At 36.3% G+C, this 20,471-nt stretch carries 32 protein-coding genes and 28 tRNA genes; 1 reads left to right on the top strand and 59 read right to left on the bottom strand.

What is annotated here, in order from left to right; all coding sequences use genetic code 11:
• Position 1: 1 nt before the first annotated feature.
• From AC220I_RS02305 to AC220I_RS02065, 49 genes are all read right to left on the bottom strand, one after another.
• Entirely contained in the window at positions 2-484 is a 483-nt protein-coding gene (locus AC220I_RS02305) for a hypothetical protein (protein WP_486722197.1), read from the bottom strand.
• A 93-nt stretch (positions 485-577) separates the two neighbouring features.
• Entirely contained in the window at positions 578-2,107 is a 1,530-nt protein-coding gene (locus tag AC220I_RS02300) for a S8 family serine peptidase (protein WP_486722196.1), read from the bottom strand.
• A complete protein-coding gene (locus AC220I_RS02295; protein ID WP_486722195.1) occupies positions 2,104-3,246 on the bottom strand; it encodes a hypothetical protein in 1,143 nt (380 codons plus the stop codon). Before AC220I_RS02295 ends, AC220I_RS02300 begins: the two co-directional genes overlap by 4 nt.
• Positions 3,217-3,302 (bottom strand) — tRNA-Glu (locus tag AC220I_RS02290). Before AC220I_RS02290 ends, AC220I_RS02295 begins: the two co-directional genes overlap by 30 nt.
• A gap of 2 nt (positions 3,303-3,304) precedes the next feature.
• On the bottom strand, positions 3,305-3,712 hold the full coding sequence (locus AC220I_RS02285) for a DUF1937 family protein (RefSeq protein WP_486722194.1): 408 nt from the start codon (positions 3,710-3,712) through the stop codon (positions 3,305-3,307).
• Complete coding sequence (locus tag AC220I_RS02280; RefSeq protein WP_486722193.1) at positions 3,709-4,161, bottom strand: GatB/YqeY domain-containing protein; 453 nt, start codon at positions 4,159-4,161, stop codon at positions 3,709-3,711. The genes AC220I_RS02285 and AC220I_RS02280 overlap by 4 nt, the downstream gene beginning before the upstream one ends.
• A gap of 15 nt (positions 4,162-4,176) precedes the next feature.
• Positions 4,177-4,452: a hypothetical protein gene (locus AC220I_RS02275; protein WP_486722192.1), complete on the bottom strand. Its 276-nt coding sequence runs from the start codon at positions 4,450-4,452 to the stop codon at positions 4,177-4,179.
• Positions 4,452-4,736: a co-chaperone GroES gene (locus tag AC220I_RS02270; protein WP_486722191.1), complete on the bottom strand. Its 285-nt coding sequence runs from the start codon at positions 4,734-4,736 to the stop codon at positions 4,452-4,454. The genes AC220I_RS02275 and AC220I_RS02270 overlap by 1 nt, the downstream gene beginning before the upstream one ends.
• 69 nt (positions 4,737-4,805) lie before the next feature.
• Positions 4,806-4,898 (bottom strand) — tRNA-Ser (locus AC220I_RS02265).
• 4 nt (positions 4,899-4,902) lie between these two features.
• A tRNA-Cys gene (locus AC220I_RS02260) sits at positions 4,903-4,976 on the bottom strand.
• Positions 4,962-5,252 carry a hypothetical protein gene (locus AC220I_RS02255; protein WP_486722190.1) on the bottom strand — a complete coding sequence of 97 codons (291 nt, stop codon included), beginning with the start codon at positions 5,250-5,252 and terminating at the stop codon, positions 4,962-4,964. Before AC220I_RS02255 ends, AC220I_RS02260 begins: the two co-directional genes overlap by 15 nt.
• Positions 5,253-5,352: 100 nt before the next feature.
• Positions 5,353-5,426: transfer RNA gene (locus tag AC220I_RS02250), tRNA-Val, on the bottom strand.
• Positions 5,427-5,437: 11 nt separating this feature from the next.
• Entirely contained in the window at positions 5,438-6,556 is a 1,119-nt protein-coding gene (locus AC220I_RS02245) for an AAA family ATPase (RefSeq protein WP_486722189.1), read from the bottom strand.
• Positions 6,557-6,568: 12 nt separating this feature from the next.
• On the bottom strand, positions 6,569-6,778 hold the full coding sequence (locus AC220I_RS02240; protein WP_486722188.1) for a hypothetical protein: 210 nt from the start codon (positions 6,776-6,778) through the stop codon (positions 6,569-6,571).
• Between the two features lie 14 nt (positions 6,779-6,792).
• A tRNA-Val gene (locus AC220I_RS02235) sits at positions 6,793-6,866 on the bottom strand.
• 5 nt (positions 6,867-6,871) lie between these two features.
• Positions 6,872-6,946: transfer RNA gene (locus AC220I_RS02230), tRNA-Gly, on the bottom strand.
• 26 nt (positions 6,947-6,972) lie between these two features.
• Positions 6,973-7,422 (bottom strand): Hsp20 family protein, encoded by a 450-nt coding sequence (locus tag AC220I_RS02225; protein WP_486722187.1) that lies wholly within the window; start codon positions 7,420-7,422, stop codon positions 6,973-6,975.
• A gap of 240 nt (positions 7,423-7,662) precedes the next feature.
• Entirely contained in the window at positions 7,663-7,950 is a 288-nt protein-coding gene (locus AC220I_RS02220; RefSeq protein ID WP_486722186.1) for a hypothetical protein, read from the bottom strand.
• Positions 7,951-7,964: 14 nt separating this feature from the next.
• Positions 7,965-8,056 (bottom strand) — tRNA-Ser (locus tag AC220I_RS02215).
• Positions 8,057-8,058: 2 nt separating this feature from the next.
• A complete protein-coding gene (locus AC220I_RS02210) occupies positions 8,059-8,613 on the bottom strand; it encodes a hypothetical protein (RefSeq protein ID WP_486722185.1) in 555 nt (184 codons plus the stop codon).
• Position 8,614: 1 nt separating this feature from the next.
• Positions 8,615-9,493, bottom strand: coding sequence for an RNA ligase family protein (locus tag AC220I_RS02205; protein WP_486722184.1), 879 nt, complete (start codon positions 9,491-9,493; stop codon positions 8,615-8,617).
• A 165-nt stretch (positions 9,494-9,658) separates the two neighbouring features.
• On the bottom strand, positions 9,659-9,823 hold the full coding sequence (locus AC220I_RS02200) for a hypothetical protein (protein WP_486722183.1): 165 nt from the start codon (positions 9,821-9,823) through the stop codon (positions 9,659-9,661).
• A gap of 5 nt (positions 9,824-9,828) precedes the next feature.
• Positions 9,829-9,905, bottom strand: a tRNA-Met gene (locus AC220I_RS02195).
• A 5-nt stretch (positions 9,906-9,910) separates the two neighbouring features.
• Positions 9,911-9,984 (bottom strand) — tRNA-Gly (locus AC220I_RS02190).
• The gene (locus AC220I_RS02185) at positions 9,970-10,284 is read right to left on the bottom strand and encodes a hypothetical protein (RefSeq protein ID WP_486722182.1); all 315 of its coding nucleotides are present in this window, start codon (positions 10,282-10,284) and stop codon (positions 9,970-9,972) included. Before AC220I_RS02185 ends, AC220I_RS02190 begins: the two co-directional genes overlap by 15 nt.
• Before the next feature lie 17 nt (positions 10,285-10,301).
• Positions 10,302-10,397 (bottom strand) — tRNA-Ser (locus AC220I_RS02180).
• A gap of 6 nt (positions 10,398-10,403) precedes the next feature.
• Positions 10,404-10,480 (bottom strand) — tRNA-Arg (locus AC220I_RS02175).
• Positions 10,481-10,486: 6 nt separating this feature from the next.
• The gene (locus AC220I_RS02170; RefSeq protein ID WP_486722181.1) at positions 10,487-11,203 is read right to left on the bottom strand and encodes a hypothetical protein; all 717 of its coding nucleotides are present in this window, start codon (positions 11,201-11,203) and stop codon (positions 10,487-10,489) included.
• Positions 11,203-12,057, bottom strand: coding sequence for a hypothetical protein (locus AC220I_RS02165; RefSeq protein ID WP_486722180.1), 855 nt, complete (start codon positions 12,055-12,057; stop codon positions 11,203-11,205). The genes AC220I_RS02170 and AC220I_RS02165 overlap by 1 nt, the downstream gene beginning before the upstream one ends.
• A 17-nt stretch (positions 12,058-12,074) precedes the next feature.
• Positions 12,075-12,152, bottom strand: a tRNA-His gene (locus tag AC220I_RS02160).
• 14 nt (positions 12,153-12,166) lie between these two features.
• Positions 12,167-12,260, bottom strand: a tRNA-Ser gene (locus tag AC220I_RS02155).
• Positions 12,251-12,517: a DUF3579 domain-containing protein gene (locus tag AC220I_RS02150; protein WP_486722179.1), complete on the bottom strand. Its 267-nt coding sequence runs from the start codon at positions 12,515-12,517 to the stop codon at positions 12,251-12,253. Before AC220I_RS02150 ends, AC220I_RS02155 begins: the two co-directional genes overlap by 10 nt.
• Before the next feature lie 10 nt (positions 12,518-12,527).
• A tRNA-Arg gene (locus tag AC220I_RS02145) sits at positions 12,528-12,601 on the bottom strand.
• Between the two features lies 1 nt (position 12,602).
• Entirely contained in the window at positions 12,603-12,899 is a 297-nt protein-coding gene (clpS, locus tag AC220I_RS02140) for an ATP-dependent Clp protease adapter ClpS (RefSeq protein WP_486722178.1), read from the bottom strand.
• Positions 12,899-13,243: a hypothetical protein gene (locus AC220I_RS02135; protein ID WP_486722177.1), complete on the bottom strand. Its 345-nt coding sequence runs from the start codon at positions 13,241-13,243 to the stop codon at positions 12,899-12,901. The genes clpS and AC220I_RS02135 overlap by 1 nt, the downstream gene beginning before the upstream one ends.
• Positions 13,244-13,531: 288 nt before the next feature.
• Positions 13,532-13,834, bottom strand: a complete 303-nt coding sequence (locus tag AC220I_RS02130; RefSeq protein WP_486722176.1) for a DUF5658 family protein — start codon at positions 13,832-13,834, stop codon at positions 13,532-13,534.
• Between the two features lie 20 nt (positions 13,835-13,854).
• Positions 13,855-13,928 (bottom strand) — tRNA-Trp (locus tag AC220I_RS02125).
• A 4-nt stretch (positions 13,929-13,932) separates the two neighbouring features.
• Complete coding sequence (locus AC220I_RS02120) at positions 13,933-14,361, bottom strand: hypothetical protein (RefSeq protein ID WP_486722175.1); 429 nt, start codon at positions 14,359-14,361, stop codon at positions 13,933-13,935.
• Between the two features lie 25 nt (positions 14,362-14,386).
• Positions 14,387-14,476: transfer RNA gene (locus AC220I_RS02115), tRNA-Ile, on the bottom strand.
• Positions 14,477-14,485: 9 nt separating this feature from the next.
• Positions 14,486-14,572, bottom strand: a tRNA-Leu gene (locus AC220I_RS02110).
• A gap of 210 nt (positions 14,573-14,782) precedes the next feature.
• Positions 14,783-14,858, bottom strand: a tRNA-Phe gene (locus tag AC220I_RS02105).
• Positions 14,859-15,017: 159 nt separating this feature from the next.
• Positions 15,018-15,096 (bottom strand) — tRNA-Phe (locus tag AC220I_RS02100).
• A 4-nt stretch (positions 15,097-15,100) separates the two neighbouring features.
• A tRNA-Gln gene (locus AC220I_RS02095) sits at positions 15,101-15,174 on the bottom strand.
• Between the two features lie 2 nt (positions 15,175-15,176).
• A tRNA-Gln gene (locus AC220I_RS02090) sits at positions 15,177-15,250 on the bottom strand.
• A gap of 137 nt (positions 15,251-15,387) precedes the next feature.
• Positions 15,388-15,464: transfer RNA gene (locus AC220I_RS02085), tRNA-Gln, on the bottom strand.
• The gene (locus AC220I_RS02080; RefSeq protein ID WP_486722174.1) at positions 15,465-15,932 is read right to left on the bottom strand and encodes an HNH endonuclease; all 468 of its coding nucleotides are present in this window, start codon (positions 15,930-15,932) and stop codon (positions 15,465-15,467) included. It abuts the tRNA gene before it with no gap.
• 324 nt (positions 15,933-16,256) lie between these two features.
• The gene (locus AC220I_RS02075) at positions 16,257-16,892 is read right to left on the bottom strand and encodes a hypothetical protein (protein ID WP_486722173.1); all 636 of its coding nucleotides are present in this window, start codon (positions 16,890-16,892) and stop codon (positions 16,257-16,259) included.
• 12 nt (positions 16,893-16,904) lie between these two features.
• Positions 16,905-16,991: transfer RNA gene (locus AC220I_RS02070), tRNA-Leu, on the bottom strand.
• Position 16,992: 1 nt separating this feature from the next.
• Complete coding sequence (locus AC220I_RS02065) at positions 16,993-17,247, bottom strand: hypothetical protein (protein WP_486722172.1); 255 nt, start codon at positions 17,245-17,247, stop codon at positions 16,993-16,995.
• 72 nt (positions 17,248-17,319) lie between these two features.
• Between AC220I_RS02065 and AC220I_RS02060 the strand changes: the two genes are divergently transcribed.
• The gene (locus tag AC220I_RS02060) at positions 17,320-17,556 is read left to right on the top strand and encodes a hypothetical protein (RefSeq protein WP_486722171.1); all 237 of its coding nucleotides are present in this window, start codon (positions 17,320-17,322) and stop codon (positions 17,554-17,556) included.
• A gap of 115 nt (positions 17,557-17,671) precedes the next feature.
• On the opposite strand, the gene AC220I_RS02055 is transcribed toward AC220I_RS02060, so the two are convergent.
• The 10 genes from AC220I_RS02055 to AC220I_RS02010 form a co-directional block, all read right to left on the bottom strand.
• Complete coding sequence (locus tag AC220I_RS02055) at positions 17,672-17,968, bottom strand: hypothetical protein (protein ID WP_486722170.1); 297 nt, start codon at positions 17,966-17,968, stop codon at positions 17,672-17,674.
• A gap of 18 nt (positions 17,969-17,986) precedes the next feature.
• Positions 17,987-18,064: transfer RNA gene (locus tag AC220I_RS02050), tRNA-Pro, on the bottom strand.
• Positions 18,055-18,363 carry a hypothetical protein gene (locus AC220I_RS02045; RefSeq protein WP_486722169.1) on the bottom strand — a complete coding sequence of 103 codons (309 nt, stop codon included), beginning with the start codon at positions 18,361-18,363 and terminating at the stop codon, positions 18,055-18,057. Before AC220I_RS02045 ends, AC220I_RS02050 begins: the two co-directional genes overlap by 10 nt.
• Positions 18,364-18,387: 24 nt before the next feature.
• On the bottom strand, positions 18,388-18,957 hold the full coding sequence (locus tag AC220I_RS02040; RefSeq protein ID WP_486722168.1) for a GIY-YIG nuclease family protein: 570 nt from the start codon (positions 18,955-18,957) through the stop codon (positions 18,388-18,390).
• Between the two features lie 72 nt (positions 18,958-19,029).
• A tRNA-Pro gene (locus AC220I_RS02035) sits at positions 19,030-19,104 on the bottom strand.
• Positions 19,105-19,110: 6 nt separating this feature from the next.
• A tRNA-Pro gene (locus AC220I_RS02030) sits at positions 19,111-19,181 on the bottom strand.
• A 191-nt stretch (positions 19,182-19,372) separates the two neighbouring features.
• Positions 19,373-19,463: transfer RNA gene (locus AC220I_RS02025), tRNA-Tyr, on the bottom strand.
• 238 nt (positions 19,464-19,701) lie between these two features.
• Positions 19,702-19,846: transfer RNA gene (locus AC220I_RS02020), tRNA-Ser, on the bottom strand.
• Between the two features lie 69 nt (positions 19,847-19,915).
• Entirely contained in the window at positions 19,916-20,128 is a 213-nt protein-coding gene (locus tag AC220I_RS02015) for a hypothetical protein (protein ID WP_486722167.1), read from the bottom strand.
• Between the two features lie 12 nt (positions 20,129-20,140).
• Positions 20,141-20,449: a hypothetical protein gene (locus AC220I_RS02010; RefSeq protein ID WP_486722166.1), complete on the bottom strand. Its 309-nt coding sequence runs from the start codon at positions 20,447-20,449 to the stop codon at positions 20,141-20,143.
• Positions 20,450-20,471 lie beyond the last annotated feature (22 nt).

Here is a 20,471-nt window from a genome sequence, read left to right as displayed (position 1 = left end):
TCTAAATTCCAAACTCTAACAACTGAGCAATCGTATCTTCTGCAGAAGTATGAAGAATTCCAATCCCTCCTGCTTCTATCCATGGTTCAATGGACTTCATTCTGTCATCAATCAAAACAGATGTTGGAGTTGCCCAATTTGCTTTAAGTTTTGAAGTGTAGACATAATCAACTTGAACATCACCAAAATGTTCTTGTACCCAACATCTTTTTTGTTCACGAAATTTTTCTGGCTTGACACTTGTTAAAAAAGACACGTCATAGTCTTTAACATGTTCCCACAAGTCTATTGCTCCAGGTAATAATTCTAATTGCATATAAAACTCATCGTCTTTATGAGCACTACTAATTCTCAAAATAATGTTTTTGTTTACAGTGTTGACAACGAAGGTGTCGATCGATTCGAACTTCAGGTTTTTCTTTTTCATCATGAAAGTGAAGTTCTTGTTCGTGTAATTTCCAATCACACATCTGCCGTTCGCCACACTTTATACACTTGTGACGACGTATCCCATCAGGTCGAAACTCATGGTTGCAGGACATTTGAATACTCGGTAGGTTGTAATTAGATTTATTTATTATCCGTATACTTTATACCAAGATCCACTATCTTTTATATGTACTTCTTTGGGTAATTTCCATACACCACTGTCTTTTATAGAAGGCTGCATTACTAATTTCCAGGTTCCTGCATCTTTAACGTAGATACCCATGTAAGGACTAAAGATCATTAGTGTTGTACTGTTTGTCATAACCTTTGTCAATCCAGGACGTCCTGGATTGTAAGTTTGACTACTCACTACTGTATTAACAGATAAATCAGAAATCCAATCCAAAACCTGTGCATGGGTGAGTGTTGGAAACGCTCCTAACAATTGAGCTAACATTCCTGAAACATTTGGAGAAGCCATTGAGGTTCCACTCTTTTTAATCAATCCTGTTGATGATGCAAAGTCAGCTCCTTGTATATAAAATCCTGGTGACCATACATCAATGCGTGAACCATAATTTGAGAAAGAAGCAGTCTCATCAGTTAAAGGAGGAGTAAGATATAAGTAGCCTGTCGCCCCAACACAAATTGCATTATCAGCACCTGCAGGTGTTGCACGATATAGATAATAAAAAGTTGTTTTGCTAGGATCAGTTGGAGTAACATAATTACCACCAGCATCTGTCCAGTATCCATCACTATACTGACTATCGATAGTATTTGCAATATAGTGAGAATCATTACCAGCTGCAGCCACAAATACTATTCCATCATTAACCATTGATGTAATTTCAGCATTGACTGAAGAAACAGAATATGGATGGTTAAAATCTGCAAAGTTAGCATCAGGATAATTACTTGGGTATTGCCAATAATAACCCCAACTATTGTTACAAATTGTAGGTCTTCCAGCATCAGGTCCTGACTTAGCATTATGCCAAGCATGAACTAACTGTAGTGCCGTTAATGCACTAGTATAATCATCATAACTAGTTATATCTAAATGAAGTTTCATCACATAGATTCTTGCTTTAGGTGCCCAGCCTTGTGTTAATCCTGCAACAGTACTTGCAACGTGTGTTCCATGTCCAACTTGATCAGTATAAAAGTTGGGTTTGGATGTTAACATTCCTGCTTCCCACTCTATTTGTTGGATACGAGATACTCCAAATTCATCTTTGAATTCTTCGTGATCTAATCGAATACCTGTATCAATAATTACTACATCAACACCATCACCTTCATGACTCCAACGAAATGTTGTATTGGTATTAGCTGTTGTAACATTATAACCAGTTCGTTTGGTACATCTTTCAAAAGCCCAGTTATCATGAACCGGATCATCGTAATACATTGCTGGCGTAATTGTACGTGTATCATGTAGTTGCATTGGAACGTTTAAAACATGATCGTAATCTTCAACATCCATAACTCTTGGATCATTGCGAAGTTTATCAAAATCTTCTGGGTCAAGATCAAAGACCATATTAACTTGGCTATGGTGCATATGATCAACACAACTACAAGGAGAAGCAATTACACCATACCCATCAGCTTCAAGTTCATGAAGTAAGGCATGTTTGTCAATGCCTGGATGGACTGTGATAATAACTTTCATACTTTATACCAAATATCCCCATCACTACCACCTGATGGGTCTAAAGTTGAAACTGTTGTTGTAGGACCACCACCTGTTGAAGCAATCTCTAATTGTTCATTTGCACCAGAATTAAGTTTAGTAATAGTTACATTAGCCCCTGCAACAATTTTACTTTCCAGATAATTTGTAGTAGTATCTGTTGCTGACACTTTTGCATTTATATCAGAATGTAAAGCACTATTTGATATATGTGAATCAATTTGAGCGTGAGTATTTGTACCTTTATTTAAAATGTTGGTGTGATCAATACTTGCTTCTGTAAAGTGAACAGTACTATCCCCAATGTGAGTATCAATTTGGGCGTGAGTATTGGTACCAATATTTTGAATTAACGTGTGGTCAATACTTGCAACTGTAAAGTGAATACTTCCTGTACCGATATGTGAATCAATTTGGGCATGAGTGTTAGTTCCTGCACCACCAATATTATCGTGAACAAGGTTTGCCTCAACAATATCAAGATCAATTTCATTATTGCCAACATCATCCGTTACAGATAGTTTATTACTGCCAACATTAATGTTTTTAAATTCGAGGTCAGTTGTAGTTTTTTGTTTGAAAATACCTACTCCACCAACCCCAACATTACTTGCTGTATTGGCTTCACCTACTGCTGGACTAGTACTAATTTGAAATTGTTCATTTAGTCCTGGATTTAACACTGAAAAAGTGATATTGCCACCAGCAACCAATTTATCAAATAATGAACCTGGTGCAGTATCATTTGAAGAAGCTGCAACAGCATCATTAGCGTGTACAACCGTGTCAGCAATGTGAGCATCAATTTGGGCATGGGTGTTGGTACCAACGTTCATGATATTATCATGATTAATTGTGCTTTCGTTTATGGTACCACCATCAGCAGCAATCCAACTAGCCCCATCATAAACATATAACCCTGCCATACCAGCAGTTAGATAATATAGTTCACCTATAGATGGGCTTGCAGGGAAAGCAGTTCCTGATGCAACCTGCATGTTTACTGCAACAGATTCTTCTGTTAATTCTATTCCGTCAATTAGCATTGGGAGATCTCCATGAATTATGGAGTATTTATCGGAGGGGATTGGTACAGCAGACGAGGTTCGAACTCGCAAAGCCTTTCGGCACTAGGTTGAGAGCCTAGTTTCTTTAACCATTTGAATACTGCTGTATTTAAAGAGAATCGTCTCGTTTGCTATGCAAATAATAAATTGGCATATTGAGACTTTGTGCATATTTAATTTCAGCCTGAACACCAGTTGAGTTTTCCCAACCTGGGAGCATTAACACCCAAAGTTCACTAGCGTTGTTCAACATTCCCAGACAATAGTTTTGCCAAAAATCAAAAGTTGCAGGTAAATGGTGCATCATAGCCAAATGATGGCAATGTACAATCGGTGAAAAAGCTAATAATCCGTCATTCATCATTTGTGCAATTTGAAATTCAGCTTCTTTGTGGCGTACCGATTGTACAAAACCACTTTCATCACTATAGGGGCTTGCAAGATATACCATTCCTTTACCATGAAAATGATTTTCTACACGAATGATAAATCTTTTAAGTTTTAATAGAAAGTTCATGAAAGCATAGTTTTAGTTAAATCACTAGCAACCTTGCCATCATATAACCCTTTATGGTTTTCTTTCAAGAATTTCATTACTTTACCCATTGATCGAGCATCAGTCAAATCTTCTTCTTCAATATAGGCTTGAATGATAGTTGCTAGTTCATCATCAGTATATTGGTGAGGTAAATATGCTTCTAGAACTGTCCTTTCATCAATAGCAATCTGATATGCTGATTGGTTTGGATCGATGTGAGAGAGTGTCTCATTAATGTTCTTAATAAATTTTTTGATGACTGCAATTACTTCATCATCTGTTGATTCACGGTTACCATCATTCTTACCAACCATTTCAGCTTCACCAATTAAAGTTGTTAATAGGGTAGCCTTTGCACGATGATTTTCTGAACGAGAAAGTAAACGGAGAGAACGTTGATCAAATTTTATTTGTGTTAAAAGGGACATAGTAATCTCCAAAAATTATATGTTAATATCATCTGTTGAAAGATGTATAGAAACAACATCAAATTCAGCATTTTTACCAGGGTGTTTTGTATTAACCCAATTAATAAGCTCAGTCCGATATTGATAAGCCATTCGTTTTGAAAAGAAAGAAATGGCAGCAGAAAGTGACTCTTCTTGTAAGAGTTTAATTGTGCCATTAATTAAATCAGTTTCATTTCCGACATAATTTTCACGAATAACAGAACCGTCGGCTCTTAGTGAGCGACCTATAATAGCGAACTTTTCAACCATTAAGTGATAATTCCAATGATATGTTCATCTTTGATGATACGATATTCAACACCGTCAACTTCAACCATATCACCTTGATGTTTAACAAACACAATTTTATCACCATCATTTACAGTAACTGGAACAAGTTGTGCATCGACATATTTGCCTGGACCGTGGGAAATAACAGTACCTGTTGCAGGTTTCTTTTGGGCTTGACCTGGGATAATTATTCCACCTTGAGAAATTTCATCAGCTTTATCTTCAAGGACAACAATTCGGTCATGTAGTGGGGTTAGTTTCATTATAATCTCCTATTTTATCTAGTCTATTATAATATGTATAGAATAAAAAACAACAGAAAATTTAAGAATTGGCGGAAGTGGTGGGATTCGAACCCACGGACCCACTTTCGTGGGTCGACGGTTTAGCAAACCGCTGCCTTAAACCAACTCAGCCACACTTCCAATTTGGAGACGAGTAACGGAATCGAACCGATACCTGAAGGGTTGCAACCAACTGCACTACCATTATACGAACTCGTCATAATCGTCTTTATATTTATTTAATGCTCTACGTTCTTGCATAGTTAAACGGTCTAAACTACTTTGCCAATCGTTACGTCTTGGATTACAACAACAGTAACATTTCGTAACTTTTGGGGTACGAGCAACCATACCAGCAAGTTTTGCACACATATCATTAGTTCCCATCTCAAGTTGTCGCCAACCTTGATATCCATAGCCCCAATGATTCTGACGTTTCTTCATAACACGACGATAATCGTGTCTACGTTGAGCACGAGAAAATTTAATAACCATATTGTTACACCTCACTTGTTAACGCCCCAGCAAGTGTTGACTGGGACTACATTATGGGTTGTAACATATAAGTCTCCTTTAAATTCATCAAATTATTTATTGGTAGTTCCAAACAGAATCGAACTGTTAACTACACCATGTCACGGTGTCGTGATACCTTTTCACTATGGAACTAATGTAATCCTTTACACTAACAAACTGTAGTTTGTTGAAACTTTCGGCACATCCTTTGCAATCACACGATATCGATCGGTTTCATAAACAGATTTACCATTCTTTTCGTATGAGAGATCTTTGATACGAACGTAGAATTCGTCATAACGTTCTTCCAACTCTTCATCTTCCTCTTCCATGTGACGAATTTCAGCTTCAGTAAAGTTACGTTTGACTTTCACTTCACAATCCCAACTATTGCTAGTGGGCTTGGTAACAAAAGGTGTATCGTGAATAACACGTTTTTCGTTTGTTGCCAAATCGAAGACTTCTAGAACTTCCATCATTGCAACAGTTTCTTGACGTGTGTCAATGTTCAAGTCATCAACGATATCTTCAACATGTTCACCAAAACGAATATGTTCTTCAACAATGGATTGCAACATATCAAAACTAAATAGTCTTGAACGACGTGATAGATCAACAATCTCGTCAACAATCTCACTAGAAACATTATGATCTTCACAATAACCAGTGATACTTGCTTCATCCAACTTTTTGTGACGAATGTGGTAATATGCTCGACCAGGACGACCCAACATAAATTCACTAATATCCCAATCACTATTTTCTGTGAAAATAGATAGACGTTTTGTTTTATCTACACCATCCATTAATGATAATAAATCATTTTGGGTAGGACCTTCGGAATGTTTCGAATTTGAATACATCTTACCAAACTCATCAAAAATTAGAACACATTCACCAATGTTTTCAACAAAATTTGTGAAATCAGAACCAATATATGGATTTTTGATTAAAATAACAGGTAAATTTAATTCGGTGATAGCCTTATTTGCTATCAAAGACATTAACAAAGATTTACCAGTACCTTTGTCGCCAGTTAATAAAACTCCAGTTGCTGCATCACGGTCTTGATATGAATAAAGAATTTTTTCAGCACGTTTGTTTGTGCGACCATAAATTTTAGCAGGAACTTCAAACTGATCTTTTACAATAGACAAATAATAACCTAGTAGTTGAGCAAATTCAACTGAATAGATTCGAGCGGGTAATTTGTCGAGAGCAGTTTCTTCATTAATTTTGACGATTCGGACGGAAGCACCGTCCAACATATATTTAATTTCCAATTTCTCTTCCTCTTATTTTAATGTGTAACACTGTACATCATCTTTTTCAAAATGTGAACACTTTACTACTTTAAATTTCTCATCCATTTCGATGGAAGGCATTTTATTGAAATCAAAATTTGAACAATTATCTTCAAAGTGTGTACAAACAATACACATTGAACCTTTTGGAATATATTCCCACCCACCTTTCGGCTCAGGAAATTTTTTCTTCTTAGCCATCTTGTACCTCGAATTGGTAGTTCCAGTTGGAATCGAACCAACGTCTCCGCCTTGTAAAAGCGGTGCTAATCCCCTCAGCTATGGAACCATTATTGGAGCGCCTGACCCGACTCGAACGGGCAACTCATGGTTGGAAGCCACGAATGTTACCATTAACACCACAGACGCATGGGGCGGTTTATCACCGCCCAACGTTATTCAAGAAGAAGCTTCGAATCAACACCATGATTAATGGCAATTTTTCGAGCTTGTTTTTCTTCAGGGAGATGTCTACGTAACTTAATATGTAGTAAACCATCTTCCATCATTGCACCTTCAACTTCAATATATTCATCGAGGTTAAAACGTTGTTTAAATTTGCGTTGAGCAATTCCTTGATGTAAATACACCAAATTTTCAGAAAGTTTATCTGAGGTATCGCTTTTTCCAGTTACTGTAAGTACACCATCTTGAAGTTCGACGTCAATATCATCCCTTGAATATCCTGCAACGGCAAGTGAAATAACATATACATCATCACTATTTTCAAGTTTTACAATATTATATGGTGGGAATGATTGATTTTTGCGTAGTTGACTACTTAAACGATCATATCCAATAGATGTGGAAAAAAGTTCATTAAATAAACGGTCTAAATCAGACATGGTAATATCCTCCTAAAAGCAATATAACTGTGAATCCCTTTTGAGGCGATTCGAGTTTATTTATAATAGAAAATAAAATTTTTTTCAACGGTTTTATTTAATCACCAAGATCAGTTTCTGGTTCAAATAAAACCCAATGAAATTTACCTATAAACAACATTGTTTTTATCCAACATTTGTTGTTAGATATTTGAGCTTTATAGCCACGACTCTCGGCTAATGTTTTTAATTCATTTACATTCATTTTGATTTAACTTTTAAATGCCAATCACCAAACGATCCATGCACAATAAAGCTACCAACACGAAAACCATCTTTCATTAAATCATCGCCAACTTTCAATGAGTCAGCAAATTCACACGAAAAAGGTAATTTTACTTCTTGTTTGTTCATAGCATCTTTTGCATGCTCCCAAAGGTCAAGGGTAAAATGAGATTGTGACAATTCCAATGTTACAACTTTTTGACAGTCAGCGTTTGCATTAAAAGATAATGCAAGTAAGAAACCTAAGAATGCTAATTTTTTCATGTTTCACCTCTAATTGGCGATAGGGGTGGGATTCGAACCCACGGACCCACTTTCGTGAGTCGCTGCCTTTCCAAGACAGTGCATTCAACCACTCTGCCACCCTACCATTTATTCATAAATTTTTTCAATCCAAGCCCACAATTCATCTGTACTTAATGTATTGTGTCGATCAAACTTCTCTTCTGGTGTTTCATCAATAGGACATAACACTTTTGCAGTTGTATGTTCCGTTACTTCACCAATCTTAATAATTGTTGCAGCCAACCCAAACCACATTACATCATGAAACATAAAGGGTGGCATATACCAAGTTTCACCTTCATTATACATTGAATGATTAACAGATTTAGCATCATACGTATAATTAGATAGTTTTGTCATCGGTTCTTCACGTTGATTTATTGCATAAGGTATAACGTGATAGATATGATAAGCATCACCTCTCAATAAGTTATAATCAAAGTTAGCAATACTACCTTTAATAACTGTACTTTCAAAACCAAATGTATGATCATGAATATGAGCAGGATTCTTTGGAATCAAGTCTTCATCGGGCCATACATGCAATCGATGTTCTTTATCTAAATCTAATTGAATAAATCCGTTTGGATGTATTCTGGGACCTTTTTCTAATTTTAACAATTCTTCAAATTTAGGTAACATATTAATATTTTAATTTGTTGGTGACTATTCGTTGACCATGCATCCAGTGTTTAACTGTATTGATATGATTTTTACGAACAAATTTTCCAACACAAAAACGAAAATCCTTCATAGCAAATGAATCAGCTAACCTCATCACATAACCTTCATGTGATCCATGCATTGCATCATCCCAAAGATTCTCTACAAGAAGATCATCAAATGGACCATCATACAAAACAGGTACGGTTTCTATTTCAAGTATATCAAAAAATTCTAAAGTCTCATCCCAACTCAAACAAATATCATTTTCCCAAATTGAAAAACCATAAAAATAACTACTTAAGTTATCATAATGAATGGAATGTTCAGCAAACATGTTTTCGCCACATATTCGCCAATTATCAGGAATCTCATAACTAATGTGAGACCAAAAGTTTTTAACCCAATTCCTACTTTCGTGGTTTACACTATCAATCGATCTAGCATGAATATGGTTATTATACATTGTTGTATTTTCACCATCCATTTTTTCTGTAACAATAACACGTTCACCTTTAAACATGTCAGTGTTAGGCATCATTCGATCATCATCGTGCATACCTTGAGACCAAGGTAAATGATATGTTCTTGGATATTTAATATGAGTAGTAAACAGATCTAAAACTTGACCTCTACCAAGAATTTTTTGAATACTTTCATCGTAGAATAATTCACCTTTTAGTCGCTGACCGTTTGGTTGAATAATATTTCCCCATTTATCGTAAATCTGATCATCATAAAGATGAGGTGGTAAGATAGGTTTTATTATTCCACAAAGTTCACGAATTTTTTCAACAGAGATTGTAGTCATCTCACACTCTAAGTGATGAGTTTCACAGACAGATGCACCATTATTCAAATAATAACCACCATCGGGCCATAAGCGACGTTCGAGTATATGATGAGCATCTTTTGCAGGTTGACCACAAACAACACATCTATATTTGTCTCGACTGAATACTTGGGTGCGAAATTGATCTCTTGTAAGCAAACTATTCATTCGAATAGTATACAGGAAAAGAAACTATTTGTCAGTAGGTTCAAATAATTTTTTGATCTTTTCGAGATAATCTTCTTGGGGGTCAAGAGCATTCTTCAACATTTGTTCCTGTTCAGGAGTTAATTGTTGGTCTTGGCGTAACCCTAATTGGGTTAGGACTTTTATTGTTTCAGCGTCTTTTTTCTTCATGGAATTGGTAGCGGAAGTGGGATTTGAACCACACGATCTCCGAGTTATGAGCCCGGTGAGATAACCTCTTCTCTATTCCGCGATTGTTGGAGCGGGTAGAGGGAATTGAACCCTCACGAAAACCTTGGCAAGGTTCCAGGCTACCTTTACATCATACCCGCATTATCATCTGGCATTTCGTCAGACATGGATTGTTCACCATTTAATTCAGCATCCAAAGCCTGTTCAGCTTTACGAATTAACGCACGCATTCTATTAAGATTCGTCATAATTCGGCTACGATGCTTACGACGATCTGCAGGATCACGCAATTTATTTGCGATGCCCAAACCACGACGTGCTGCATCGGCTTGTTCAGCTAATTTAAACAAAGTATTGTAAACTTCATCACTACCAAGACCTTCATCTATTTTGTTTGAAGAGTCAACACCTGCTAATTCTAGTAAACGATTTCTATCCATAAGTTTATTTATGCAATTGGCGGAAGAAGTGGGACTCGAACCCACACACCTGCTCATCACAGGCCCTCTGCTTTCAAGGCAGTCGCCGCTAGTCCAACTCGGCTTATTCTTCCAATGTTTGGCACCCCCTGCAGGATTTGAACCCGCAACCTCTCGGTTCGAAGCCGAGTACTCTATCCAGTTGAGCTAAGAGGGTAGTAATTTATCTTATTCCTTTTTGATTTTGCATGAATCTAATACGATTATTTAATCCTTTGCGATGTTCTGCAGGATTTTCTGTATAAAATGGATCTGTAATTACCAATTGTGGCCCAGTTCCAGTTAATCGTACCATAAAATTATTCAAATGTAAATCAGTAGCATACTTACTCATTAATGGTTCTAACAATTGTAATGCACGTTTGAACTCATCGTTCGTTGATACAGCCATTAATCGTCTACGCCATCTTGGCGATGAAAATTTTGCTTTTAATCGTAAAGTTTCGTGAGAATCAGCTTCACGTGTTCCAAATAAATCTCTCATGTCAGCCAAATCTTTTTCTGATATTCCAATAGATTTCAACAATTCATCACGCATGTGAGCTACTTTTGGATGATTTAGTGGTATTAACTTTTCCATTGTTACAACCAAGTTATAGTCTTCATCCTCATATTTTGGATTACTATGATCATACAATTTAGCTGTATAAATTCTGGGAAAAAAGATATTATCTTTGTGTTGCTCTATCATCTTTACATAATCAACAAACCCATCGTGTTTAGGATTACGAACAAATGCAAACTTGACAACAGTATTCGATTTCTTTGGGTGCTGATATACTTCAGCATCAGCCCCTGTCCCCAATTCATTAGGATATAATGCTTTACGATCTAAGTGTTTTGTTCTTTTTTGAACTTGTTTTAATTCAGACAACAACATTATGCATACTCATCAACATTTTGACCTTTTGGGTCGTCAGGATCTTTATCTTTCTTATCCTTTTTGATTTTTGGATACTTTTCGGTTGGGTTAACTTGCTCTTTACGTCTACGTTCGATTGCTTTGTTAACAATCTTTAAGAACCTTATTGGATCCATTTCAACACTTTCGTGTATACCCATATCATGCATGATTTTCATTAATGCTTGTAGTTTATTGCTACCCATTCGAGAAATAGTTTTACGAATATCACCTCGCAATTCTTTTGGAATCTTTGTACGAATTAGTTCATTTACAACGTCTTCAGCACTACTATTTTGTTTTCCAAGCAAATTTTCTTGTTTAACTTTCTTAATCTTCTCAGGACGTTTTGCCATTCCCTGAGTTTTTAAGTCAGTTAGCTTGGTTATAAATCTGTCATAAGCATTTATCAAACCATCAGCAGCTGATAACAATTGCTGACGAGAATTTTTATCAGCTTGTGATGCAAGTCCACGTAAAACGTTTGGTAATTGTTCAGCAAGTGTATCTAAATGTGAACTACGTGATTCTTGATCTTCGTTGGCTGTTTGAGCATATAGTTTTAGGTTTGCAAGTTTTTTTGCTGTACTGCTTTTAAATAATTCTAAAGTACCTTGAATAGTAGATTCTTTTCTACGAACGGGATAATTAGCTGAAAACCATCTACTTTTTTGCGATCCCAAGATCATTCGAACTTTTTTCATATCACCATGACGATCATAAGCGTCTTGAGCAACACGAACTAATTGTTGAAGAAATGTAGTCAAGTTACGTGCATGACTAACAATCTTCGTAATATCCGATGGTGATTCAAAAAGGTCTTGTAATTTCATAGGATTATTTATGTGATTGGGGTGTCCAACGAGACTCGAACTCGCATCTTTCTGATTCACAGTCAGAGGCATTATTCCAATTATGCTACAGACACCATAGATATTTTTTTGGCGGAAGAGACAGGATTCGAACCTGCACGTGTATCTCTACACAACCTATTTTCGAGGTAGGCTCCGCTAGTCCAAACTCGGATTACTCTTCCATTATTAAATTGTTTTCTTTAACGAACTCACGAACAAAGTCTTCAATTTCAGGATGAAAATAACGTATAGCATCAGTTAAACACAATACTTTTTCAACTTGTCCGTCGAACTCCCACATTCCAGGAAAAATATGGTCATTCCATTTTAATCTTCCGTTTTTGAATGTTGCAAAATTACCTGCAATCATTTCAATCCATGTGCTTGGACGAAATTTTCGTCCATCAACAGTTACACCTCTAACTATCATGAATTTCATTCTTTATATTTGGCACCCCATGAAGGAATCGAACCCTCGACTACGAGCTTAGAAGACTCACGTCCTGAATCCACAGGATGGGGCATTAAATTTGTTTAATATCTGCTTTAAGTGGATGCCCATAATGCTGAGCGATATTATTTACTTGAGCAACTCTTGTTTCGGCTATTTCCTTTGTATAAGAGCCAGCTACACCTTCACCTTTGTTGTGAATGTCTAACATGATTTTATTAGCTTTCTCAATTGGATGATTAAACAGTTGAACTAAAACACTAACAACAAAATCCATTGGAGTAAAATCATCATTAATTAAAATGACATTATAGTTACTAGGTGGTTTTAATTTTTGCTTTTCGGTTTGTTTCTCTTTAACAGTTTCCATTATTCAAGCATATCTCTTAAAATTTGTGAATGGGCTTCAAATTTATTTGAAGGCTTTTCATTTTTCTCATATTCAGAAATGACTTCGTTCAAGGCATCAATTTCATTATGAGCATGAAATAATTGACTTTGCAGGTCTTCATTCATTCCCTGCAAATCTTCTACTTCACTTTCCAGCGAATCTCGTTCACTTACGATTTCTTCGTATTGTGTTTGTAAATTTTCGTATGAATTCTGTACATTGTACAATTCAGTTTTTGAATTTTCCAAATAATTTTCAATACCTTCTAGGGCAGTTTCTAGATCACCCATATCACGATCCATATCTCTATAATCAATACTCATTTGTGAAAATTCCCATCAAAACAATGTTTAACTTCATGACCTAAGTAAGCCATGTCCTCACCAATATATTCTTGAGGATTTAATGTATGAATTATACATTCTTTTGTTTTTAGATTAAACGTTGCACAACCATGATATTCAAAGAATTTGTTGGGTCTGGGAGCAACCTTTACACATGCTTTTTCAAGTTCAAACAAATCTTTATGACGAACCCATTTAATATGGGTTTCATTATTAATAGGAGTTGGATCTACTAAAGGTGTCGAACAACTAACCAATAATATCAAACTAAGATATAAGATGCGCAATTTGTATCCCTACGATAAACATATATGGTATGCATAATAGGGGTAAAATCAATTCCCTATTACACCATTTGTATCTACCATCTCCATAATGATAGACGTACCATGTGAAACCAATTGCAACAAATAATTTTACTAATAGAAAAGCAAAAGGGTCATTATTAATGAATAACCCCATAATTGGATTTAGTTCATAACCCATTCCTGCTTGGATAATCATAATGGTCATTAAACCATCAGTTATCCCTAAGATAATGAGTAGTATAGCAAAAAATGCAGCAACCATTATCTTATTTACTGAAATATTGGCAGACCGTAAAGGAATCGAACCTCTGCCAAGTAGTTTGGAGCTACTCATGCTATCATTACACCAACGGTCCATAATTAGGGAACTCTATTCCAATCTAATCCTTTTGGAAAAGATTGTTGATCCTGTTGTTTTTTCTTCTCTTCTTCTAAACGTTGCTTTTCTTTTTCAGCCATCGTTGGATGAAATTGCCCAACAAAACAGTGATATAATTCATGACCAAGATATGTCATTAATACACCTTCTTCTTGTTTGGGGTCAGGTTCGACAGCATGTATCGTACAAGTGTGACGAACTAAATCAAATGTTGCACAACCATGAATTGTCCAAGTTTTAAGCAACTCAGGATCTTCATCTGAACCACAGTAATTGTGCACAGATTGCAAATTTTGATGCACAACCCAGTGAACTCTGACAGACATTTTATTCGGTCGAATTTCTTCAAAGGCATCAATTACAACAATTAACCCTATCGATAAAATCATAATAATAACATTTTTAATCATAAATGCATTATCTACTAAAATTCAGTACTTGGGAAGAGAATCGAACTCTTGCTAACCACCTATCTAGTGTTCAGGGTTATAAGCCCCGTCGTGCTTCCAGTTACACCACCCAAGCATTTTATTTTGGTAGCGACGGAGGGGTTCGAACCCTCAATCCCGAAGGCACTAGTTTCTAAGACTAGCGTGTATACCAAAGTTCCACCACGTCGCCATTGTTTGTACTAATCCGATAGCCAGGATTCTGTCGAGGTGTATCATTCATCTAAGCCACAACCCGACCTCATAGAATGGAACTTATCTCGGTCTGTTTGTGTTGCACACTCCCTTTCGGTATCAGTAGTAAAACGGTTTTAACCTCCTACAGGTTCCGAGTGTGTCCTGAGCTTCCTCTATCTTTCGATAGCGATACACTAGATTAGTTTGGTAGATCAGGTCCGAATTGAACGGACATCTCTCGGGCTTCAACCGAGCGCTAAGACCACATCAGCTACTGATCCATTAATAACGTTGGACCGTCATATACCAGTAGTAGATGATATATGTTGGCCCACTGTCGACAGCTACTACCCTGTCTAAGCTATGTAACGAGATTCGAACTCGTGCTTTCGACTTCCACGCCGACGTGCTATCCGCTACACCATACACAACATTCTATTTGGTGGATCTGGAGGGACTCGAACCCACGACACCAAGCTCTTCAGGCAAGTGCTCTACCAAAAACTGAGCTACAGATCCATATTGGAAGGCCCACCTGGAATCGAACCAGGGGTTCAACGTTCAAAGCGTTGTGTGTTACCATTACACCATAGGCCTATTGGCAGGTCTGGAAGGAGTCGAACCTTCGCTTCTTGGTTCAGAGCCAAGTGTTATTCCGTTAAACTACAGACCTATTTAAAACTACTTACATAATCAAAACTCAGCTATTCTTATTCTGATCTTAGTCAACTAGTATAACCACCAAGCGACAATCAGTTTAGTTTAATGGTCATGACTCCATTAAGTACAAACATCTTGCATGTAAGTAATTGGATAAGGGGGTGGGCTTCGAACCCACAAACCTCTGCTTCAAAGGCAGATGACTTTACCAATTTGTCTACCCCTTACTATTTGTTTTTACCAGCAAATGTCGCTGTCTGACTGTGGCAATTTGGACACAACATTCTTAGATTTTCTAATCTATGATCAGTACTATTCCCATTTATGTGGTCAAGTTGAATAGCGATTGGTTTGTTATTCCAGATATTAGTCAATCCACATTGTTCACAACAATTTTTCTTTAAACCTTCCTTTAAAAGGCGTTGTTTTAGATGGTAAGTTTTGTATTGAGGATGTTTCCCGCTTAAAATTTCAGTTAAAGGTATAGTGTTTTTTTCGTGTAAAAGCTTCAATCTAGAACGATATGAATCAAAATGAGAAATATCAATTTTATGGTAATCAATCCATTTCTTTAATGTTTCATTATTGCGACCAACAGTTCGTAATTTTAATTTAATTAATACATCGCTATAACAGAAAGAACTTTTAATAATTTTCTCTAAAAAGGATCTATTTTGCCAATCTACTTTTTTCATCTAGTATCTCCTTGCTATTACATATTTATGCAAGGAAATCTATAAGTACCCATAAAAAACTGGTCACGAAACTAGGTTGTTAATCTAGATAACCTCCTCCTCACGAGGAGTGCATTACATTTATGCTATTTCGTGTTTGGAATGGCATCCCCGACAGGGTTCGAACCTGCATGTATCCAATTAACCTTTCGACACGTTCGTAGCGTGAGGGTATACGAGGATATTGATTGTTTCATTTATCAATTTTATATTTGCTAATTCGTCACTTTCCGAAACGGTTAAAGTATTGGCATGAACTTTTCGATGACAGTTAGCACGGGACATTTAGAAATCTGCTGCAAAATCATAGAATGGATCAATTATTACTAATTGAGGACCAACACTTGTTAGTCGAACCATCCAATTTTGGGTATGTAAATCAGAACCAAATAATCGAAACATTGGTTCTAACAACCTCAAGGCTTGTTTTAGTTGAGGATTTTTTGTTTTAGCACGTATCTGACGTCTCCAATTTGGTTGGTCAAATAAGTCATTACTTAACTCTGTTTCACCTTCAAATCCAAGCTCAGGTAGTAATTGCTTAATAGAATCAATTAGTTTAGGAGTTGCAGGATGTAACTTTTCCATGTGAACTACCAAAAATAATTCACCTGGAACAGTACGAAAACGACCTTTAGTACTTGGTGTACGATAGGCTTTAACACTATAAATTGTTGGAAAGAAAGGATTATCAACTTTCTTCACTAATTTTAAGAAATTAACGTAGGGATCAGCCTGAATATCACCACCTGGAATACGTACTTTTTTAATAACAGTATTTGATCGTGGGTGAGGAACAACAACAGCCTGTTGACCTTGGCCCAATGGTTTGCGACCTTTCAGTAAACTCATAGACTGAACATTCTTTGGTTCTAAATCCAAAGTCATATCAGTATTTTCAAACAATTCCTCTAATTTCATAGAGGTATTTATTGGTAGCGATGGAGAGATTCGAACTCTCAATCCCGAAGGCACTAGTTTTTGAAACTAGCGTGTATACCTATTTTCCACCACATCGCCATTATAAAGTCCAACACAATTTTTGGACTCTTTGCATTTCTTTTGTTGGGTTGTTTATATATCCTATAATTTTTGGATGATGAGGTATCATCTCAATAACATATTCTGGATAATGTTTACAAATCCAATTAAAAGTATCTAATATTTGTTCATCTGTAACGATAGTTTGATATGCTTTTACAACCTCAAAATCATGTTGAGTATGACTAAGCAACATTAGTAATTTGATTACTTTAATTGGATACTGATAATTCATTTGTAGCCAATCTTGGTTTACTTTTAACATATCACCCTTTTGAAATAAATACTACTTTACAAGGAGAGTAGTATGAATCGTTATTTCTGGAATATTTTAGTTTCAATTGACCAATTTTTCAACACGGTTTTTGGTGGTGATCCTGACGAAACAATGTCTTCACGTTTTGGAAAATGGTTACGTCTACCACACAACACATGGAAATGGAAAGTTGCATATATTATTTGTCGTATCCTAAATCTTTTTCAAGATCGTCATTGTGACATTTCAATTGAAGAAGATGAAGGTGATCGAGATTTATTAAAATAAACGACGAGTCAATGGTTGTGCTAGAGGATCAATTCTAGTGCAACCATCTCGCAAATAAGATCCTAATACCATACTCTCTTATTCACCGTACCCACTGTATCGCTCGTCTAGGTATTCAAAGTTTCCACTTTAACTTGTGTAAACGTTTTAATTCTTTAGTTGGCTCATTTAAGTGGCTAAAAGCATATTTTGAATTTTGGATAACATATTCTTTTAGACCATTAATTTCTTGAAATTTATTCCACAACTTAGTATAAATTTCTTTAACTGTTTGACATTGATCCACATTTAATTTACCAATTGTAAAATCCAAATAAGTGTCAGGATCTTTATTTGTGTAAATAAAACAGTAACGCAAAATATGTTTTAATTCATGGGTTGTTTGAAACAACCACTCATTTGCCATACCCATAATTTCTATCTCAAAAATTGGTCTCCGTACAAGGATTCTAACCTTGGACCTCTCGCTCCCAAAGCGAGCGCTCTGAACAAGCTGAGCTACACGGAGATAGAATTAACAACTCGCACATAAAGTTGTTTCAATATATCATCATCTCGTAAAGCGAAATAAATTATTGGTTCATGATTGGAATCATTAACATCCCAACATTCAATTTGTCCAATAACAGTTTGAGTATTTTCATTGATTATAAATTGTGCAGATGTTTGTTTAATATTCGTTTGAATTAAAATTTCACCAGCAGCTGTTCGTTCACAAAAATACAAATCAAGATTAGCAATTCCTTTTTTAAGGTCAGCTGGAGTTAGTTGTCTAGCATATATTGGGCCTAAAATATAGGAAGCCAATCTTTTAATTTTAGGCCGTCAAATTCATAAATCATTCTTTTTCCTTAAAGTTCGAGCTGTATTTGCTCGATGTTCTTTTGTAGGCACTCGGCCCGTATTATTAAATGTTGCTGCACAAGATTTGCTGCAGAATTTATTACGGTGTTTTTCGTATAGTAAAGGTTGTTTACAATGAGTACATAATACTGGATTTTGATTATATTTGTCAACTCGTTGTTGTTTTAATAAAATATGTTTTTCTTTAGCTTTTTTCTGTGCTAATTTTACATTGTGGGAGTGTGCACCAGAACGATAATAATCGGTTTTTCGAGGTTCTTTTGGTCCACCTTGACCACCTAATCGAGTATTGTATGTTTGTTTACTGTTTACAAAATCTTGGGTAACTAATTGAGATTCCATTACAAATAATTCATCACGAGAATTACATTCATATAAAATCTCTTTAGAGAAATTTTCGAGTCCATACTTTTTCTGAGCCTTTTTTAGAAGGAGGCCAGATCCCATATAACCATCATTTAGATTTTCTGTCTGATGAACGCCAATATAAATCATACCATTTATATTATTGGTTATTTTATAAACATAAAAATACATGAAAGTGTCTCCCAACAGTTATTCTTTCAGTTATTTATGAAGTTCAAAACGATACGATCTGAACTTCAGCATTCAGAGTGGTGAGATTCGAACTCACGACCTCTCCCTTCCTAGGGGAGCCATCTACCAGACTGATATTACACTCTGTCAAAGTCAGTGCGGAGGGACTCGAACCCTCATTCCTTCGTTCCAAACAAAGAGTAATACCTTTATACCACGCACAGATTGTTTTGGTGAGCCCAGAAGTTCGTACCTTCATCTCCCCCAATAGACTAGGGGGTGCCCTTCACTTAGACCATAAGCTCATTGTTGGTAGTAAGGCGAGGGTATCACATCCCTTTCATGTGACTGTGGCTCATGAAACCAGTAGTCAGCCTTACTGCATTGTACTTCGCGATTAGTACAATGATGTGTTTGGTGGAGGAAGGATGGAATCGAACCTCTTGCCCAAAGGGACCTGATTTACAGTCAGGCGGCCACACCAGTTAGCCCTTATTGCATCCTCCATAGATTATTTTGTTTCATCAAGAAACATTAATGTTGTGAACATACCAAGAATCATTAAACAAAGAGTTAATCCAGCAATAACGTTTGCTCCAATTAACAAGAATGGTGAACTATATAACCACACGTTTGTAGCCATACGTTTCTTAGTTTTGTATCGTTTAGTTTCTCTATGATCCTTATAGTACTTGAATTTCGGTTTGAAAAACATAATCATCTCCTATTTCATATACTATTTAGTGGGGTGGGCAGGGTTCGAACCTGCATTCCACGACACAAATGCTGATCAACACAAAAGTATCGGCTAATCCTATGTACACTTAAATTAACGCTAGGACTCTCGGCTTAGCAGGCCAAGGACGTCTGCCAATTTCGTCACCACCCCATAATCCTCATTTTTTCTTATTTCATGTGCTGGAAACAAGGGTCGCCGCAGCTAAAACCAGCCCATTCTTTATGCAGCCAATGTATGACCTTTCAATTCAAGAACTTTCTTGATTTTTGGAATGTCTCTTGGACGAGTAGATCCAGAAGTTAAAGCTTCCAAAAGTTGTTGTACAGACATTACCATTGCAGATTGACCACCTTTACGTGTACCAATACGAAATCGCATGTTCTTGTTTCGTGCAATAGATGCACCCTTTGCTCTCACCCGTTGTTTAGGCATTTCATTTTCCTCTTATTCAAAACGATCATCAGGTTTACGACCTTGAGCTTCTTCATAACGACAAATATCTCCAGGTCTTGGAATTAAGAAATGTACTTGTCTTTGCTCACCAAGACGTCTTGGTGACTTTTCCCACCAACACATATTTGTGTGGCAATCCATCTTAATATCTTCGGCTGGAACCCAAGGACTACGGATTGTAGTACCCATTCCAACTTGTGAATCACAAACCCATCTTGCATAAATTGGTCCTGGATCACTTTCCACTTGAGCAGAACAACTTAATAATAGTAGGAAACTTCCAAATACGATTTTTTTCATTTTTCACTCCAAAGAATTAACT

This window comes from Fusibacter sp. (assembly GCF_057447755.1).
Note: the sequence above shows the minus strand (reverse complement) of the source record. Positions and strands in the feature narration are given on the sequence as shown.

What these genes read in the sequence shown, in the direction of transcription:
- AC220I_RS02300 (WP_486722196.1), bottom strand. Translation starts at nt 2,107, where the DNA reads ATGAAAGTTATTATCACAGTCCATCCAGGCATTGACAAACATGCCTTA.
- AC220I_RS02285 (WP_486722194.1), bottom strand. Translation starts at nt 3,712, where the DNA reads ATGAACTTTCTATTAAAACTTAAAAGATTTATCATTCGTGTAGAAAAT.
- AC220I_RS02280 (WP_486722193.1), bottom strand. Translation starts at nt 4,161, where the DNA reads ATGTCCCTTTTAACACAAATAAAATTTGATCAACGTTCTCTCCGTTTA.
- AC220I_RS02275 (WP_486722192.1), bottom strand. Translation starts at nt 4,452, where the DNA reads ATGGTTGAAAAGTTCGCTATTATAGGTCGCTCACTAAGAGCCGACGGT.
- AC220I_RS02270 (WP_486722191.1), bottom strand. Translation starts at nt 4,736, where the DNA reads ATGAAACTAACCCCACTACATGACCGAATTGTTGTCCTTGAAGATAAA.
- AC220I_RS02255 (WP_486722190.1), bottom strand. Translation starts at nt 5,252, where the DNA reads ATGGTTATTAAATTTTCTCGTGCTCAACGTAGACACGATTATCGTCGT.
- AC220I_RS02240 (WP_486722188.1), bottom strand. Translation starts at nt 6,778, where the DNA reads ATGGCTAAGAAGAAAAAATTTCCTGAGCCGAAAGGTGGGTGGGAATAT.
- AC220I_RS02225 (WP_486722187.1), bottom strand. Translation starts at nt 7,422, where the DNA reads ATGTCTGATTTAGACCGTTTATTTAATGAACTTTTTTCCACATCTATT.
- AC220I_RS02220 (WP_486722186.1), bottom strand. Translation starts at nt 7,950, where the DNA reads ATGAAAAAATTAGCATTCTTAGGTTTCTTACTTGCATTATCTTTTAAT.
- AC220I_RS02210 (WP_486722185.1), bottom strand. Translation starts at nt 8,613, where the DNA reads ATGTTACCTAAATTTGAAGAATTGTTAAAATTAGAAAAAGGTCCCAGA.
- AC220I_RS02200 (WP_486722183.1), bottom strand. Translation starts at nt 9,823, where the DNA reads ATGAAGAAAAAAGACGCTGAAACAATAAAAGTCCTAACCCAATTAGGG.
- AC220I_RS02185 (WP_486722182.1), bottom strand. Translation starts at nt 10,284, where the DNA reads ATGGATAGAAATCGTTTACTAGAATTAGCAGGTGTTGACTCTTCAAAC.
- AC220I_RS02170 (WP_486722181.1), bottom strand. Translation starts at nt 11,203, where the DNA reads ATGTTGTTGTCTGAATTAAAACAAGTTCAAAAAAGAACAAAACACTTA.
- AC220I_RS02165 (WP_486722180.1), bottom strand. Translation starts at nt 12,057, where the DNA reads ATGAAATTACAAGACCTTTTTGAATCACCATCGGATATTACGAAGATT.
- AC220I_RS02150 (WP_486722179.1), bottom strand. Translation starts at nt 12,517, where the DNA reads ATGAAATTCATGATAGTTAGAGGTGTAACTGTTGATGGACGAAAATTT.
- clpS (WP_486722178.1), bottom strand. Translation starts at nt 12,899, where the DNA reads ATGGAAACTGTTAAAGAGAAACAAACCGAAAAGCAAAAATTAAAACCA.
- AC220I_RS02135 (WP_486722177.1), bottom strand. Translation starts at nt 13,243, where the DNA reads ATGAGTATTGATTATAGAGATATGGATCGTGATATGGGTGATCTAGAA.
- AC220I_RS02130 (WP_486722176.1), bottom strand. Translation starts at nt 13,834, where the DNA reads ATGGTTGCTGCATTTTTTGCTATACTACTCATTATCTTAGGGATAACT.
- AC220I_RS02120 (WP_486722175.1), bottom strand. Translation starts at nt 14,361, where the DNA reads ATGATTAAAAATGTTATTATTATGATTTTATCGATAGGGTTAATTGTT.
- AC220I_RS02080 (WP_486722174.1), bottom strand. Translation starts at nt 15,932, where the DNA reads ATGAAAAAAGTAGATTGGCAAAATAGATCCTTTTTAGAGAAAATTATT.
- AC220I_RS02075 (WP_486722173.1), bottom strand. Translation starts at nt 16,892, where the DNA reads ATGAAATTAGAGGAATTGTTTGAAAATACTGATATGACTTTGGATTTA.
- AC220I_RS02065 (WP_486722172.1), bottom strand. Translation starts at nt 17,247, where the DNA reads ATGAATTATCAGTATCCAATTAAAGTAATCAAATTACTAATGTTGCTT.
- AC220I_RS02060 (WP_486722171.1), top strand. Translation starts at nt 17,320, where the DNA reads ATGAATCGTTATTTCTGGAATATTTTAGTTTCAATTGACCAATTTTTC.
- AC220I_RS02055 (WP_486722170.1), bottom strand. Translation starts at nt 17,968, where the DNA reads ATGGGTATGGCAAATGAGTGGTTGTTTCAAACAACCCATGAATTAAAA.
- AC220I_RS02040 (WP_486722168.1), bottom strand. Translation starts at nt 18,957, where the DNA reads ATGTATTTTTATGTTTATAAAATAACCAATAATATAAATGGTATGATT.
- AC220I_RS02015 (WP_486722167.1), bottom strand. Translation starts at nt 20,128, where the DNA reads ATGCCTAAACAACGGGTGAGAGCAAAGGGTGCATCTATTGCACGAAAC.
- AC220I_RS02010 (WP_486722166.1), bottom strand. Translation starts at nt 20,449, where the DNA reads ATGAAAAAAATCGTATTTGGAAGTTTCCTACTATTATTAAGTTGTTCT.